We start from the raw sequence: 14,091 nt of genomic DNA, 5'->3' as shown, positions 1-14,091 counted from the left end.
TGAACCTCTGCGAGAGTCAATTTTATGACGCTACTTTCGGGGATTAACCGAGACATCCTGGTAGGCCCTGGCAGCGCTTCGATTCTGATTGATAGCCGCCAGCGCCTTCCGGGCCTCGGCCTTCGCCTCCTGTGCTGAAATATCCGCTCGGCCACAAAAGTCCTGAATTTCAGCCAGACGGTTGCGGACCGGCTCCGGTTCCAGCTCCCCTGATTCCAGAGCCTCCATCACCGGCTTTACGGTGGGCGGGATCAACCGGGTCAGCCTCGACACCTCACTCCAGTCCCGCTCCGAGAGCGCTGTTTTCAGGTGTTCGATCAGCGTATCGATGGCATCAAGCCGATTTTCTGTCATCTTTTGCTCCCCGCGGCGGATTGCCAAATGCGTCCAGGCCTGAACCGATTCCCGGGAGTCCATCCGGCAGAACCGTAAACCAAGAATTTGTGCAGGATAAATGATATGATAACCGCTGTCCCCTGATGGTGGGGGCCATATTCGTAACGGGTTCCGGCAGGTAGTTAATGGCATCACAGTGGTATTCATTGGTATCCCGGAAAATCTATCTTGCCAGAACCCTGCTCGTACAGCTTGACGAGGCGGAGTCATTACCGCTGCAGGAGGCTTTATGGCAGGGTGCGGTTGAGCTGTGTCTGCGGTCGCGCCAGCTGTTACTGGTTATGGTTACACGGCTTTATCAGGACAAACGCAGCGAGCCGGGGACATTGGAAGAAATGCGGGCACAGCTTGGTGATAACATCCCGGAAATCGCAGAATTTGATGCGCTTGCCAACGGCACCTCGAACTGGTGGACTCATCTTGATCAACTCGAATATGACCAGACCCGCCCACCGCCCGCCAAAAAAACCGTGAGCGATGAGAACATCATTGCGGTGGCCGTTGCGAACGGGCCAGATCGGTCTGCAAAGGCCCTGTCCCGGACACTGGCAGAGCTCAAACATTTTATCGACACCCTTGAGGACCGCCACAGCGAATGGTGAGACCACCGCTGACGCAGCTCGGGGGAGCAAACTGAAAGGCTGTAAAAATGTCACCTTCTTTTTTTGAAATAGTACAACTGAACGACGGCGAATACGCCCTGCGTCGGGTTGACGACGACAGCGCGCCCCTGGTCAGGATTTCCTTTTCATCAGAGGCCAAAGAAATGATGGAAGACCGGGATATGGCCGTTGCCAAAGCAATGATCGCTGCCGGCATTGAAGCTGCAGGCGATATCAGCCATGACATTGAATTTGAGGAAGATGAAGTGGACACACCGGCCATCCGGCACTCGTATACACTTCACTGAAATCCGGGGAGCCTCTGACTAACGTTGACGCAGCACGACCCCATGACTGTTCCCTTTTGCTGACGCCTGTTCCAGCGCCGAAAGTGACTTGCGCCCGAGCTTTTGTGTCCACATCACAACGGCATGGCAGGTGCCCGCGCTCAAGGCACGCTCGGCAAGGTCGCCCGCCGGATGCTCTGGCGTTGAGCGCAACACCAGCAACTCGCCGGCGACAATGCCCCGCATTTTCTGCCATTTGCCAACCAGACTCTGGGGTGGGTCGATCCAGGCAAGCCATCGCTTCTCCTGATTCAACTGGGTCAGCATCGGAAGTAATAACTGGAAATTTTCTACCTGCCCTTCGGGCATGATGATTTCAGTGACATTCCCTGTTGCTGCTCCGGTTGTCGGGCCAGCGACCGGCGAAGGCGTTCTGACACCTGTTTCTGCGGTACTCCGGACACCCTGGCCAGGCAGACCCGCAGGCACCCGCTGGTTTGTGTGATTGGCATACGCCAGATTCTGATTAAAGCTGAGTTGTTCCATGATGTGCCTCACCCGCTCTTTTAAATCCGTTAGCCAGGCCTGCTCAGTGGAGATCCGAACGACGGATCACGCCCACACCCAGCCCTTCGATAAACAGTTCCTGCTCGGTCAGGTCAATTTCAATCGGATCAAACTCGTCATTCTCTGCAATCAGCAGTACTTTTGACCCCTCCTTACGGAAGCGTTTGACCGTCACCTCGTCCTCACCGACCCGCGCTACAACAACCTGACCGTTGCGGACATCCTGGGTTCGATGGACCGCCAGCAGGTCGCCATCGAGAATGCCGATGTCTTTCATGCTCATGCCCCGGACACGCAGCAGGTAATCGGCAGACGGCGAAAAGAATTCAGGCCGCACTGTGCAATGATCTTCAATGTGCTCCTGGGCGAGAATCGGGCTGCCCGCCGCAACCTGTCCGATAACCGGCAGCCCCAGGTCTTCCTCCGTCTCCGGCAAGCGGATGCCACGACTGGCACCCGGCACCATTTCGATCGCTCCCTTGCGCGCCAGAGCCCGGAGATGTTCTTCGGCAGCATTGGCTGAACGAAAGCCCAGCTCTGCCGCAATTTCGGCACGGGTAGGCGGGTATCCGGTTTCATCGACGGAACGGCGGATAATCTCCAGTACCTGTGTTTGCCTCGCTGTCAGTTTCATTCGCTCGCCTCAAAGATGCCTGTTTTTATATACAGTATTGCAACTATATACAGTGTTTCATCCAGTGTAAAGTCGGCCGCCGTTTTTTTAGCCCACCATTGGGTGGATCGTCACCACGCTCCGGTAATATGTCTGTATTATGGTTTGATTAATTTTCCCCAAAGGCGAGAACATGAGTAGCAGATGCAGAATGCCGGATATCCTCAATACCAAAGAAGGTGCACCACGAAGGGTTGGCGTTGAAATTGAACTCTCGGGACTCGGCTACCATGAACTGATTACGCTCTGCAGCAGTCTGCTGGGCGGTGACAGCCATCAGGTCTCCCGCTACGTCTCCGAAGTCAACACCGACCTGGGGGCTTTTACTATTGAGCTGGATTCCGATCCGATCAAGGATCTGGACCTGCAGGACGCCCGCCTTCCCCAGTCCGTGCGTGAACTGGGCGGCCACGCCATGAGCGTGATTGACGCCGCAGCCGAAAAAATCGTGCCAATGGAAATTATCTCGCCACCGCTGCCATTCACCGAACTCGAGCGGATGGAAATGCTTTGCGATGAGCTGAGAGAAGCCGGCGCACTCGGCACCCGCGAAGCCATCTATTATGCCTTCGGTCTGCAATTGAACCCGGAACTGCCAGATCTGGAACCCGCTACCCTGCTGCGGTATTTACGGGCATTTGCAGCACTGTATGACTGGCTCAAAGCTCGCCACCAGGTGGATATCAGCCGCAAGCTCACGACCTATATCGAGCCCTGGAGCAGCGCTTACATCGACCTGCTGATCGCGGAAGATTACGAGCCGGACATGAAGCAGCTGATGCAAGACTACCTGCACCATAACCCGACCCGTAACAAGGCGCTGGACCTGCTGCCATTGTTCGCCCACATTGACAAGAAGCTGCTGGCAAGCTATGTCGACGACATCCGTATCAAGAGCCGGCCAACGCTTCACTACCGTCTGCCGGACAGCGATATTGACAATTCGGTGTGGCATTTTTCCACCGTTTGGAATGACTGGGTGATACTTGAGCAACTGGTGGCCAGTACCACGGACCTTGCCGCCCTGAACAGGGTCTTCCGGGAGAGCCGGAAGCTCAGCCTGCGCAACCTGACGCAAAACTGGGTTGAAACGACTAACCAATGGCTTCGCGAACGGGACTATGTCTGAACTAGAGCCTGAAATACCAGCAGAAAAACCGGAGCATCCGGGCCTGACCATCGGCATCAGCGGCCCGGCCAGACGTACTCTGGCCCACCGGCTGATCAATTTCTCGCTGCGCCTGCAAGGTGCCCGCACGCACACCATCCGGCCCGGCTCACATATTGATGTCTCTCTGCTCGATGGCCTGGTGCTCTCCGGTGGCACCCACGTTCATCCATCCCGTTACGGGCAGGAACCGGCGGTCACGGCGAATTATGATCGCCCCCGTGATAATACCGATTTCCACCTTTTGTCCCACGCCGAAACGCTGGGTATTCCGGTGCTGGGGATCTGTCGCGGTGCGCAGCTCATCAATATTTTTCGCGGCGGCTCCCTGTGCCAGAACGTGACCCCCCTGCGCAGGCATACCAAACACCGACCGCTGCTGCTGCCTTTACAGACGGTCCGGCTGGTTCAGGGCAGCCGGCTGATCGAGGTTATGAAACACCCGGTTATCGGAGCAAATCGCATTCACAGCCAGAGCATCAAGCGGCTGGGCCGGCATCTGCGGGTCGTGGGGGTGGACAAGGACTACTTCGTGCAGGCCATCGAAAACACCACTGGGCAGTGGCTGATGGGCATTCAGTGGCACCCGGAATACCTGATGTACCACGCTGGCCACCGCCGCATCTTCCGCCACTTTGTTCAGGCCGCGGAAGAACGCAAGCTTGCCCGGCTGGATAAACCGGCGCCCCGAGGTTGAAACCGGCAGAGCATGGGGTGATTGTTCAGAAGTCACGGGTATAGAAAATATCGAGCGATGCCGCCAGGCCGCTGGCGGCCTCAAGATAGAAATACCGCCCCAGATCATAACGCAGCGCCACGGTGGTGAAAGGCTCGAAAAGCCCCACTCCATAGCGCAGGCTGAGGTCATCCGTCAGATAGCCACTGGCCACCACGGCGGCCTGATCGCCGGAGCCTTCTGTTTCCAGAGTCAGTTCCCGTATTCCGAGTTCCTCACCGATACCCCGGGTAATGCCGGAAGCCCGGTTCAATCCCAGTGCAATCGCGGCATTACGGATCTGCCCTTCCTCTCCCTGGCTCTGACTCTGGCTCTGGGGTGGCCGACCCAGAACAAGGTACGACAGCGCATCGGTCTGAGGCATCTCCGGCTCTGAGAACACTTCTGTCTGGGGCGCGGAAACCGGGCCGGTCAGGCGAATTCCGGCAATGACTGTGTCAACCCGGCGAATCGCTTCAATGTCGAGATAGGGCTCAGACAGTGGACCGGTGAAAAGCAGGCGTGCGCGTCGCAGTTCAAGCTCCTGGCCGTAGGCTTCGTAACGGCCGTTCATCAGCCGGAGCGTGCCGCGCGTGTCCATGTCGTTGCCAATGCGAAGGGTGCCCTCCAGATTGCCAGTGACCTCAAACCCGTTAAACGACACCAGATCTTCGCCGACGGTCACCGTGACGTTCATTTCAAGCGGGAGCGGTTGCGGCTCTTCCCGGTCAACGCCCACGATCACCTCGTCATCAGAGACCGAGACTGCCTGATTTGGCAGTTTACTGATTTCGATTGAACCCCGCGGAACGTCCAATTGTCCGCTGATGCTTAATCCGTCGTGGTCAAAGGCTATCTGCAGGTCCGGCTCAATCTCGACGCTGGCGTAGGGATCATACTGAAACGGCAGGCGCTTACCGGTCAGGCGCAGGTTCACCTGAGGATCAGATTGCCAGCTGGCGGTGCCCTTCAGGACGCCGGAACTGCGTTCGTTACTGGTCCAGCGGCCGGAAAGGTCGGCCGTATAGCCATTGAGCGCAATATCAACGGTTATTTTATTCAGAGGCAGCGGCAGCGAGGGATCCGAGATCTGCCCCCCTGTCACCACCAACCTGCCATCAACGGCTGGTTTCATCAACGGGCCGGAAATCCGGCCCTGGCCATTGAGCTGGCCCTGAACCTCCTCAAGCCCGGCAAAAACCGAGGCCAGCGCGATGTCCAGCCCTGAAATCCGGAAACTGCCATCCAGATTCCGTTCCCCGGATTCAGGATCGATGCTCACATCTGCAACCAGAGCTCCCAGCCGTGGTCCTTCCAGGGCAAAGGCCAGATCCGCCTGCCGGGGCAGAAGGTCAAGCCGGGTCGACAGGGCGGTGTATTCGAAGGTTTCCCATTCATCACCGTTAAGCACAGAAAATTCACCGCTTCCGGCATTGACCGAAAGGCTGCCCTCAGGGCCGGTCGCCGGGCTATCGAGGGAGAGATCCGCATTCAGGAGGGTATTCCACCTCAGGGTTTCCGGTACCAGGGGCGACAGCGCCGTTGTCGGGAATTTCCTGACTCGATAATCCAGGGACGGGTCCGGCAGCAGCGTCTGCTGACCCGCACAAACGCTGGCGTCCTGCCACATCCAGCAGTGCTTGCCAAAGGTCAGCCGACCGGCCTGGCTGTAGGCCAGATCGGCGGGCTGATTCAGACGCCAGAACTGATCCTGGCTGGTGACATCGATTTCTCCCCTGGCAAGCTGCCCCGCCCAGGTCGAGAACTCAGGCCCCAATGCTCCGGCAAAACTCAGCAGCACCCTCGCCTCGCGGTGAGCGGCGCTGATATCCAGGCGATGATCGTCCTGGGTACCTGACAGATCCAGAGCCAGAGTCTCCAGCGTCTGCCCCACCGCCTCGACATTGGTCGCCGTCAGATCGCCCTTGATCGTCTGACCGGCGGACAGGCTGGCGGACAAGTCCAGGCTTTCAACTTCAACCCGGTCTTGCCAGCTCAGCCCCGTACCGGTCAGTGATACCGAACCCAGGGGCGATTCGGGTGAACCGCTGATTGATACCCCGCCTGCAAAATTACCCGCCAGCGCGGGAAGGAAAAGCTGTGGTTCCGGCATAACCAGCCGGAACTCACCGGCCAGTACCGGCCCCCATTCGCCCCGCCCGGAAAGTTGGTTCTCATCCACCTGCAACTCGAGATCCGACAGCACCAGCGTATCGCCAGCCTGATCCAGCCGGCCCCGAAGTTCGGCTTCACTGGCCTGCCAGGTACCCTGAAGATCCCAGGCTGCCTGAATAGAGGGCCCGCCCTCAGACGGGATTGTGCCCTCGCTTGTCACTTCACCGTTCAGACTGGCCGCAAGGGCGGGTACCCAGTACCCGGGATTGAACTGGCTCAGTTCCAGTGAGGCCTGCCAGGTCAATGGCCCGGCAAAGCCAACCCGGGCGCGGCCGCCAAGGAAACCGGCTCCGGTATTGACCCGCAGCCCGGACACTTCCAGGGATTCCATATCGCCCGCAATATCTGCTGCCAGGTTTGCCGGACCCTGGGGGCTGGCCACCACTGCCTCCAGCGTGGCGTTGTACTGCCCATCCTGATAAGCGACATCACCGTCAAACCGCCTCAGCACAACGGGCGGCGGCTCGACACCGGGAACCAGGTTAAACCAGGCAAAAGCGTCCAGAGCCACTTTTGCATCAACAGACAGCGCGTCCTGCCAGCTAACGTCGCCGTTAACCGATGCGGCGCCCGTAGCTGAATCACCGGTGCCCTGCCCCGTCAGACGAAGGTCCAGCTTGCGGGCGCCGGTGGTGGTCACCAGGCCCTGCAGCCTCATCGCGACATTGCTGGTCACGCCCGGGAGCTGGCCCTTCGCGTCCACTCTGAAACCGTCCGCCAGACTTCCGGAGAGAGTGATGTCGGTATCCAGCAGAGTCAGCGTATCGGGTAGATTGGCGGTGGCTTTGAAGCTTTCAGTCTGAACCCGGAGCCGGGCCGGAAGCGCCGGTTTCAGGGGTTCGGTTCGCCCTGACACGCTGGCGTTGAGGTAACCTTGACTGTTTCCACGCACCCGCAGTTTGGTGGCGCTGCCGGTCAGATTCAGATCCAGCAGCCACTCGTCGCCTTCTGGCGGCGGCAGCCGGGCTTCAACCATCAGATCCAGTGGCCAGTCTCCCCGGGTCTGCAGCCGGCCGGAAGCATCAAGTTCAAGCGCTTCACGCTGAATACTCAGCCGGGAAACCGACCAGTCAGAACCCGAACCACTGGCCCCGAACCGGAAGCGGTCCCAGATTGCATCTCCGTTCAAGGTGAGTGGGCCAATATCGACTGAGCCTATTCTTAACGCAACTGGCAGATTAACGTCGGGAAGGCTGATCGTGGTCGGTCCAGTGCCATCGGACGCAGGAGTAAGCAGACTGACATCAACGGCCCGGGCCTCAAGCCGGTCCAGGCAGACTTCTTTACCCAACAGACAGCCCGGAGACCATTCAATGAATGGTTCAGTCACGTCCACGCCAACGCCAAAACCCTGCCAGGTCAGTGCTCCGGCCTGCCATTGCCCCAGCAACGAGCCCTGCGCCCGGCTAACCGTCAGCCCCGGCACCTGTTCAATCACCCATGCAGTGCCGGTTTCAGACCTGAGCGCCAACAACAGCGCACTGACCAGCACTAGCGGCAGCAGCACGACTATTGTAAGCATCGTCAACAGCCAGAATCTGAGCCTGTGGGGTCTGGCTCCGGGCATTTCCTGGCCCTCGGATGCTGCTGGTTTCCTGGTGTCGGTCATAGTTCTGGCCCCATAGAGAAGTGCACCCGCCATTCGCCGCCAAAGCGAGGGTCCAGTCCTTTGGCAATATCCAGGCGCAGTGGCCCGAGCGGGCTTATCCAGCGGATTCCGACTCCGACTCCGGTCGCCAGTGGATCAAAGGGATCATCAATGGCGTTGCCCTCATCCACGAAGACCGCCGTCCGCCAGGCTTTGGCAAACTGGTACTGATATTCCATGCTGCCTACCAGCACGAACCGGCCACCAATACCAATCCCATCTTCGTCTTTCGGCGATAGGGCTTCATAACGGTAGCCTCGTACGCTCTGATCACCGCCGGCAAAAAACCGCAATGACGGCGGCACATCCGAAAATCGGTTGGTACCAACGCCGCCCACGCGGGCGCGGGCCAGAAACCGGTGATTATCCGCAAGCGTATAAAGGCCCTTGGCAAGCATCTCGACATGGAGGATATCAGTACTGGAAAACGCGGCTCTCTGGGAGCCAGTTACTTCTACCGACAAGTGATAGCCTCGGGACGGGTCGAAGGCCGAATCTGCCTGCAGTTTGGAATACCCGATACCCGGAAGCACCAAACGGCTCCGTTCGCTGAAGCCATCGCCGAAGCGGAATCTTTCCTCTTCCAGCCTGACCGATGCGGTCTGCATCCAGCCGCTGTCCAGTTGATGATTCCATCGGCTGGCAAGGGTAAACAGTTCGGACTCAACTTCCTCAATATCCTCACGCTGATAACCGGCGGAGAACCGGATCGAATCCGTCATCGGTGGGTCCAGTGGCACCTCATACCAACCGGAAATGTTCTGACGCGGTGCCGCCAGCTCGGTCTCAGCGCCGCGGCGGTGGCCCTTCGAATTGATCCAGTGTTCCCGCCAGGTGCCTCTCAGCCGTGGCCCGACGTCGGTGGAAAAGCCAATTCCTCCCGCCACTGAACGCGGATCGCGGGTTCGCAAAGCCACGGTTACGGGAATTGTTCCGTTATCTGCACTGGTCGGGCTGGCATCCACATCCACACTGGCAAAATAGCCGCTGTTGGCCAGGTCACTGTTGAGCTTTGTAATCTTGCGTGAATGGTAATATGAGCCGGGTTCAAAGCTTACAAACCGATCAAGCAGGGAGGGATCAAATCCATGGCCATCACTGAACCGGACCTCTCCCAACCGGAACCGCTGTCCGCTTTCATACACCAGAGTAATGTCCGCCGCTTTCTCTTCAGGATTGACGGCCAGCCGCCGGACTTCAAATTGGCCGTTGAAATACCCCAGCCTGCTGGCGGCATTCTGAATCGTCTGGCGCAGGGAGTTGTACTGCCCGTGGTGCAGCACATCGCCCACTGCGGGCCGGGACGGCAGGTCCAGGTTGAACTCCCCGTCATCACTGGCCGGCCCCCTGATTGTTACCGTCCGCGAGCGGATGCGAACCGGCTCACCGGGGACCACTGACAGCATCAGTTGTGCGGGCGCGTCCTGGTCCCCTGGCTGGCTGATACTCCAGTCAATGTCCGGCTGGTAATAGCCCAGCGCTCTCAGAGCCTTGCGTACCTGGCTTCGGGCAGTGTCCGCGTACCTGCGCAGTCTGTCGGCGGAGCGCCCATTTACCTGTTGAATAAAAGCCTCGGCATTTTCCTGCAATCCCGGGTAGTCGCCTTTTATTTCCACGATTATCTGGTCTGCCAGGCACACAGGTGCCGCCATCACAAGCAGGAACAGGCCAGTCAGGACCCGAAGGCGCAACTGGGAAGGTAGTAGGTTGTACATCCGGTCTCTTGCAGTCTTGTTAAAATAAAAATAAACAGCCGGTCAACACTCTTAGTTTCAGTGGGTCAGGTCAAGTTAATCCATGGTAGGCTAATGACCCTGAGGATCATTGGAATCAGGCGCCTGAATGCTAAAAGTAAATACGGAGAATCTCAGAAAGAGCCATCAGTTGATCTGGTTCACCATTGATTTTCTGATGTTGGGCCTGCTGATTATCAACCTGGCCTTTATTATTTTCGATTCAGTCTATGGCTTTGAGATTATCCAGAACGGACTTGGTTCCATTTCCCCGTCCATCAATGAATTCTATCAGCCCATCCACCGTAATTTTATTGTTTACGATCTGATGTTCGTGGCCGTTTTCCTCACCGAATTTGTGGTGCGCTGGGGCTATGCGGTCAAAGCCAGGGTCTATGCCCGCTGGTATTTTTACCCTTTCATACACTGGTACGACATTGTCGGCTGCATACCGGTAGGCAGCTTCCGCTTTTTGCGGGTTCTGCGGGTGATTTCCATTATCTATCGCCTGCACCAGTACAAGGTAATCGACTTTACCCAGACCAGACTCTTCAAATTTATCAGTTTCTATTACGATGCGTTTCTGGAGGAGCTATCCGACCGGATCGTGATCAAGGTTCTGTCCGGCGTCCAGGAGGAATTACAAAGAGGTTCACCGCTTTTTGACCGCATTCAGCAGGACATTCTCCACCCCCGGCGGGAAATGATCTCGAACTGGCTCTCGCAGCGGGTCGCCGAGGCCGCTCAGGAAGGTTACGTGCCCAACCGTGGCGCCCTGCGCAGCTATCTGGAGAACCGAGTAGACAACGCGCTGAAGCAGAATCTGGAACTGTCCCGGCTGAAATTTCTTCCGGTAGTGGGACCCACTATTCAGGAGACACTGGAAGAATGTGTCGGCGACATCGTGGCCAATGTTATCCACCAGATTCTCGAGGATCTGGCGACGTCATCGAACCACGCCTTTATCGAAGATATCGTGAATGTCTTTCTGCCATTCCCGGAGGAACAAAACAAGGAAGGTGAGAACGTTCAGAACGAGGCTCTGATCAGTCTGCTGAACGAGATTATCGAGGCAATCAAAACCCAGGTCAGGGTAAAACACTGGCGCGAGGAACTGCCATGACCAACATATTCCTGCCACCCGGGCCTTGGCAAATGGCTGGCGCCAAAGGACCCGGAAAGCCAGGACAGGGCCCGGGCCCTGCCCGGGGGACAGCGGCCAGGCCCGCTAACTGAAGACCTGGCAGCCGCGCTGCTTCAGACCCGCTCGGCCTAGAGGTTTATGCCCACTTTAAGCAACACACGGGCGTTATCGGCGTCCCGGTCGGTGCCACCAAAGCGCTCTTCGGTGGTGACCAGATAACGCGCCTCGGCGCCAGCAAAGAAGGCGCCCTGGCGATAATGCACACTGGCACCGGCGTGGACCCCAAACAGCATCTCATCCTCAGGGCCGGCTTCCACATCCAGAACGCCGAAACCCGGCCCGAAGCCGATTTCGAGATTTTCACTCATGGGTACCACGTAGTGAGGACTGAGTTCCAGGCTGGTGATCTCCACACCGTCCTCATCAAACTGGGTCAGGCTCAGTTGCTGACGGATGCGGTTGCTCGGCGGCTGGAGCAGCGGACAGTTCAGGGAAAACTCCACCCCATAGACCGCACCAGAATCGAGCGATCCCGAGTCCGGGTCCATAATGCCCCCGACCAGTGCCAGGCTGGGTTTTGCCTGGTAATCGTCGCTGAGGCCGGCAAGGAAATCCCATTCCTCGGCGGCGGCTCCCGTGGACGCAGAGGCGAGCACAAGACCCATAACTGAAGCACAGACCTGTTTTTTCATGACATTACTCCTGTCTCAATATTGGTAAAGAGCCTTCATGTTAGTCATGAATCTGATCCCGGTATGTGACGATGTTACACAGTGGCAGACAACTGGATTAACGTTGCACATCTCTGGTGATGACGGAAGCCAGATTGCAGATGCACTCAGACCGGGTCGGTTCCGCCGCGATCTTATCAATCCGGTTCTTCTGGTATAGATGGACATTAACGCGATTTCAATCAGAACTGCGGTCGCTGGGACTACAAGGAGGGGGAAGGCTTTTGCGGCTTGAATACTTTCGGGCATGGTGCCGGGCCCGCTTGAATCAGCGGGCCCCGCAACCGAGCGAGCTGAAGATCAGCTCGCTTTCACCGAATTTGAACTTTTCTGGCTTTGCGTGGTTTTGCCTGCCGCTGCCGGCTTCCGGCTTGTGCGCTTGGCGGGAACGGCTTTGGTTGCCGGCTTGTCTTTCTCAGGTGCCGGTCTGCTTTGCACAGGGGTTGGCGGCGCCGGCTCATTACGCACATAGGACCCGGGCGCGGCTTCAATAACCGGCAACTCCCCTTCTCCCGGCATTCTCGCCGGCACTTCACCGCCACTGAACTGTTCAGCCCACTTGACCCAGTCCGGCCACCAGGAGCCCTCGTATTCTTCTGCTCCGGCAAGCCACTCATCCGCTGGCAGGTCAGTGTTCTCGTTTACCCGATAGCCGTATTTATTCTTGTATGGCGGATTGATGATGCCTGCAATATGGCCAGAGCCCCCCAACACGAAACGAACCGGTCCGCCCAGATAGCGTGACCCTTTGTAGCAGGATTTCCAGGGCGCAATATGGTCTTCCATCGCCGAGGCAAAATAGGCCGGCACTTTAACCCTGGAGAGGTCGATCGGTGTTCCTGCAAGGGAAATACCACCGGGCTTGGCCAGGCGGTTTTCAAGATACATGTTGCGCAGGTAGAAACTGTGCATGGCACCGGGTAAGCGGGTATTGTCTGTGTTCCAGTACAACAGGTCAAAAGCCGGGGTGTCGCGGCCCATCAGGTAATTGTTAATATAGAACGACCAGATAAGGCTATCCGCGCGCAGCATATTGAATGATGCAGCCATGGAACCACCCTCAAGATAGCCCTGCTTTTTCATGGCTTTTTCCATCTTGCTGATCATGTCTTCATCAATGAAAACCCCCAGCTCGCCAACATCTGAAAAATCCAGCAGGCTGGTGAAAAAGGTAGCGCTCTTGACCCGGTCGTCATCGCGGGCTGCCAGCCATGACAGCGTAGAGCCCAGCAGGGTCCCACCGATACAGTAACCGACCGTGTTGACCTCGCTCTCGCCGGTGGCTTGCTGAATGGCGTCCAGTGCGGCCACAGGGCCTTCAAGCATATAGTCTTCGAAACCCTTGTTGGCATGCTCTTTACCCGGGTTTACCCAGGAAACGACGAAAACCGTGTGGCCTTTATCCACCCAGTAGCGAATGAATGACTTCTTCGCGCCCAGATCCAGAATGTAATACTTGTTAATCCATGGCGGCACCACCAGCAGCGGCCGGCGGTGTACTGTCTCAGTTGTAGGCCGGTACTGGATCAACTGCATCAGATCGTTCTGGTAGACAATCTCACCCGGGGTGTCAGCCAGGTTCACACCAACCTCGAAGGCATCGGGGTCGGTCATTCTGAAAAGCAGCCGGCCATCGGCAGCATCGACATCCCGCATGAAATTGGCAAAGCCATGAACCAGATTTCGCCCGCGATGGTCCAGGGTTTCTCGTAACACCTCAGGGTTGGTCAGAACGAAATTGCTTGGCGACATTGCCGAAATGACCTGACTGGTAAAAAAGCGGACTTTTTCATGATCCTTCTCATCAAGGCCCCTGACGTCATCAATGGTGTCCATGATCCAGCGGTCCGACATCAGGTAGGCTTGCTGTAGAAAGTTGAAGTAGGTCCGCTCGGTCCAGGCAATGTCCTTGAAGCGACCATCGCCCCGTTCAGGTGCCACCAGCCGGATCGGCTCCCGGCTGATCAGGCTCACCATGGTTCCGCCGCCCAGCATGGCAGTGTTCTGCACCAGGCGCATCTGGGACGTAATGATGGCATCCGGCTGGGTGGCGAATTTCAGGGTAAAGCGGGCAAAGGGTTTGGTCACGCTCTTGACGCTGACCGGGTTGGGCCGGCCACCCTTGAGGCGTCTCAAGACCGAACTAGTGACCAGATGACCGCCATGCCGACCGGCAGTGACCAGAGATTTGCGCAATGTTCTTGGCTCTTTATCACCGACGTCAACAGGCCGGATAGGCTTTTTTGTCATGG

The 14,091-nt window shown here is 57.5% G+C and carries 12 protein-coding genes; 5 read left to right on the top strand and 7 right to left on the bottom strand.

From position 1 onward, the window contains the following. Positions 1-30 precede the first annotated feature (30 nt). Complete coding sequence (locus VJ956_RS14090; RefSeq protein WP_324085675.1) at positions 31-354, bottom strand: SOS cell division inhibitor; 324 nt, start codon at positions 352-354, stop codon at positions 31-33. 167 nt (positions 355-521) lie between these two features. Here VJ956_RS14090 and VJ956_RS14085 point away from each other — a divergent pair, with 167 nt between their 5' ends. Both VJ956_RS14085 and VJ956_RS14080 read left to right on the top strand, forming a co-directional pair. After that, entirely contained in the window at positions 522-998 is a 477-nt protein-coding gene (locus VJ956_RS14085; protein WP_324085674.1) for a DUF6586 family protein, read from the top strand. 47 nt (positions 999-1,045) lie between these two features. Continuing rightward, positions 1,046-1,306, top strand: coding sequence for a hypothetical protein (locus tag VJ956_RS14080; protein WP_324085673.1), 261 nt, complete (start codon positions 1,046-1,048; stop codon positions 1,304-1,306). Between the two features lie 18 nt (positions 1,307-1,324). On the opposite strand, the gene VJ956_RS14075 is transcribed toward VJ956_RS14080, so the two are convergent. Continuing rightward, a complete protein-coding gene (locus VJ956_RS14075; protein ID WP_324085672.1) occupies positions 1,325-1,831 on the bottom strand; it encodes a cell division inhibitor SulA in 507 nt (168 codons plus the stop codon). Between the two features lie 43 nt (positions 1,832-1,874). Then, positions 1,875-2,486, bottom strand: a complete 612-nt coding sequence (lexA, locus tag VJ956_RS14070; protein ID WP_324085671.1) for a transcriptional repressor LexA — start codon at positions 2,484-2,486, stop codon at positions 1,875-1,877. Between the two features lie 172 nt (positions 2,487-2,658). Between lexA and VJ956_RS14065 the strand changes: the two genes are divergently transcribed. Beyond that, positions 2,659-3,654: an amidoligase family protein gene (locus VJ956_RS14065; protein WP_324085670.1), complete on the top strand. Its 996-nt coding sequence runs from the start codon at positions 2,659-2,661 to the stop codon at positions 3,652-3,654. Then, positions 3,647-4,390, top strand: a complete 744-nt coding sequence (locus tag VJ956_RS14060; protein ID WP_324085669.1) for a gamma-glutamyl-gamma-aminobutyrate hydrolase family protein — start codon at positions 3,647-3,649, stop codon at positions 4,388-4,390. The genes VJ956_RS14065 and VJ956_RS14060 overlap by 8 nt, the downstream gene beginning before the upstream one ends. A 25-nt stretch (positions 4,391-4,415) precedes the next feature. On the opposite strand, the gene VJ956_RS14055 is transcribed toward VJ956_RS14060, so the two are convergent. Together VJ956_RS14055 and VJ956_RS14050 are read right to left on the bottom strand one after the other, a co-directional pair. After that, a complete protein-coding gene (locus VJ956_RS14055; RefSeq protein ID WP_324085668.1) occupies positions 4,416-8,192 on the bottom strand; it encodes a translocation/assembly module TamB domain-containing protein in 3,777 nt (1,258 codons plus the stop codon). Further along, positions 8,189-9,946 (bottom strand): autotransporter assembly complex family protein, encoded by a 1,758-nt coding sequence (locus VJ956_RS14050; protein ID WP_324085667.1) that lies wholly within the window; start codon positions 9,944-9,946, stop codon positions 8,189-8,191. The genes VJ956_RS14055 and VJ956_RS14050 overlap by 4 nt, the downstream gene beginning before the upstream one ends. Before the next feature lie 127 nt (positions 9,947-10,073). Between VJ956_RS14050 and VJ956_RS14045 the strand changes: the two genes are divergently transcribed. Further along, complete coding sequence (locus VJ956_RS14045; protein WP_324085666.1) at positions 10,074-11,087, top strand: hypothetical protein; 1,014 nt, start codon at positions 10,074-10,076, stop codon at positions 11,085-11,087. 149 nt (positions 11,088-11,236) lie between these two features. Here the strand turns inward: VJ956_RS14045 and VJ956_RS14040 are convergent, their stop codons facing one another. Beyond that, positions 11,237-11,800, bottom strand: a complete 564-nt coding sequence (locus VJ956_RS14040; RefSeq protein WP_324085665.1) for a hypothetical protein — start codon at positions 11,798-11,800, stop codon at positions 11,237-11,239. Positions 11,801-12,139: 339 nt separating this feature from the next. After that, positions 12,140-14,089, bottom strand: a complete 1,950-nt coding sequence (phaC, locus tag VJ956_RS14035; protein WP_324085664.1) for a class I poly(R)-hydroxyalkanoic acid synthase — start codon at positions 14,087-14,089, stop codon at positions 12,140-12,142. Positions 14,090-14,091 lie beyond the last annotated feature (2 nt).

It is taken from the genome of Marinobacter sp., from assembly GCF_035268745.1.
Taxonomy (GTDB): domain Bacteria; phylum Pseudomonadota; class Gammaproteobacteria; order Pseudomonadales; family Oleiphilaceae; genus Marinobacter.
This window is presented reverse-complemented; position numbering and strand designations above follow the sequence as displayed.

What these genes read in the sequence shown, in the direction of transcription:
- VJ956_RS14090 (WP_324085675.1), bottom strand. Translation starts at nt 354, where the DNA reads ATGACAGAAAATCGGCTTGATGCCATCGATACGCTGATCGAACACCTG.
- VJ956_RS14085 (WP_324085674.1), top strand. Translation starts at nt 522, where the DNA reads ATGGCATCACAGTGGTATTCATTGGTATCCCGGAAAATCTATCTTGCC.
- VJ956_RS14080 (WP_324085673.1), top strand. Translation starts at nt 1,046, where the DNA reads ATGTCACCTTCTTTTTTTGAAATAGTACAACTGAACGACGGCGAATAC.
- VJ956_RS14075 (WP_324085672.1), bottom strand. Translation starts at nt 1,831, where the DNA reads ATGGAACAACTCAGCTTTAATCAGAATCTGGCGTATGCCAATCACACA.
- lexA (WP_324085671.1), bottom strand. Translation starts at nt 2,486, where the DNA reads ATGAAACTGACAGCGAGGCAAACACAGGTACTGGAGATTATCCGCCGT.
- VJ956_RS14065 (WP_324085670.1), top strand. Translation starts at nt 2,659, where the DNA reads ATGAGTAGCAGATGCAGAATGCCGGATATCCTCAATACCAAAGAAGGT.
- VJ956_RS14060 (WP_324085669.1), top strand. Translation starts at nt 3,647, where the DNA reads ATGTCTGAACTAGAGCCTGAAATACCAGCAGAAAAACCGGAGCATCCG.
- VJ956_RS14055 (WP_324085668.1), bottom strand. Translation starts at nt 8,192, where the DNA reads ATGACCGACACCAGGAAACCAGCAGCATCCGAGGGCCAGGAAATGCCC.
- VJ956_RS14050 (WP_324085667.1), bottom strand. Translation starts at nt 9,946, where the DNA reads ATGTACAACCTACTACCTTCCCAGTTGCGCCTTCGGGTCCTGACTGGC.
- VJ956_RS14045 (WP_324085666.1), top strand. Translation starts at nt 10,074, where the DNA reads ATGCTAAAAGTAAATACGGAGAATCTCAGAAAGAGCCATCAGTTGATC.
- VJ956_RS14040 (WP_324085665.1), bottom strand. Translation starts at nt 11,800, where the DNA reads ATGAAAAAACAGGTCTGTGCTTCAGTTATGGGTCTTGTGCTCGCCTCT.
- phaC (WP_324085664.1), bottom strand. Translation starts at nt 14,089, where the DNA reads ATGACAAAAAAGCCTATCCGGCCTGTTGACGTCGGTGATAAAGAGCCA.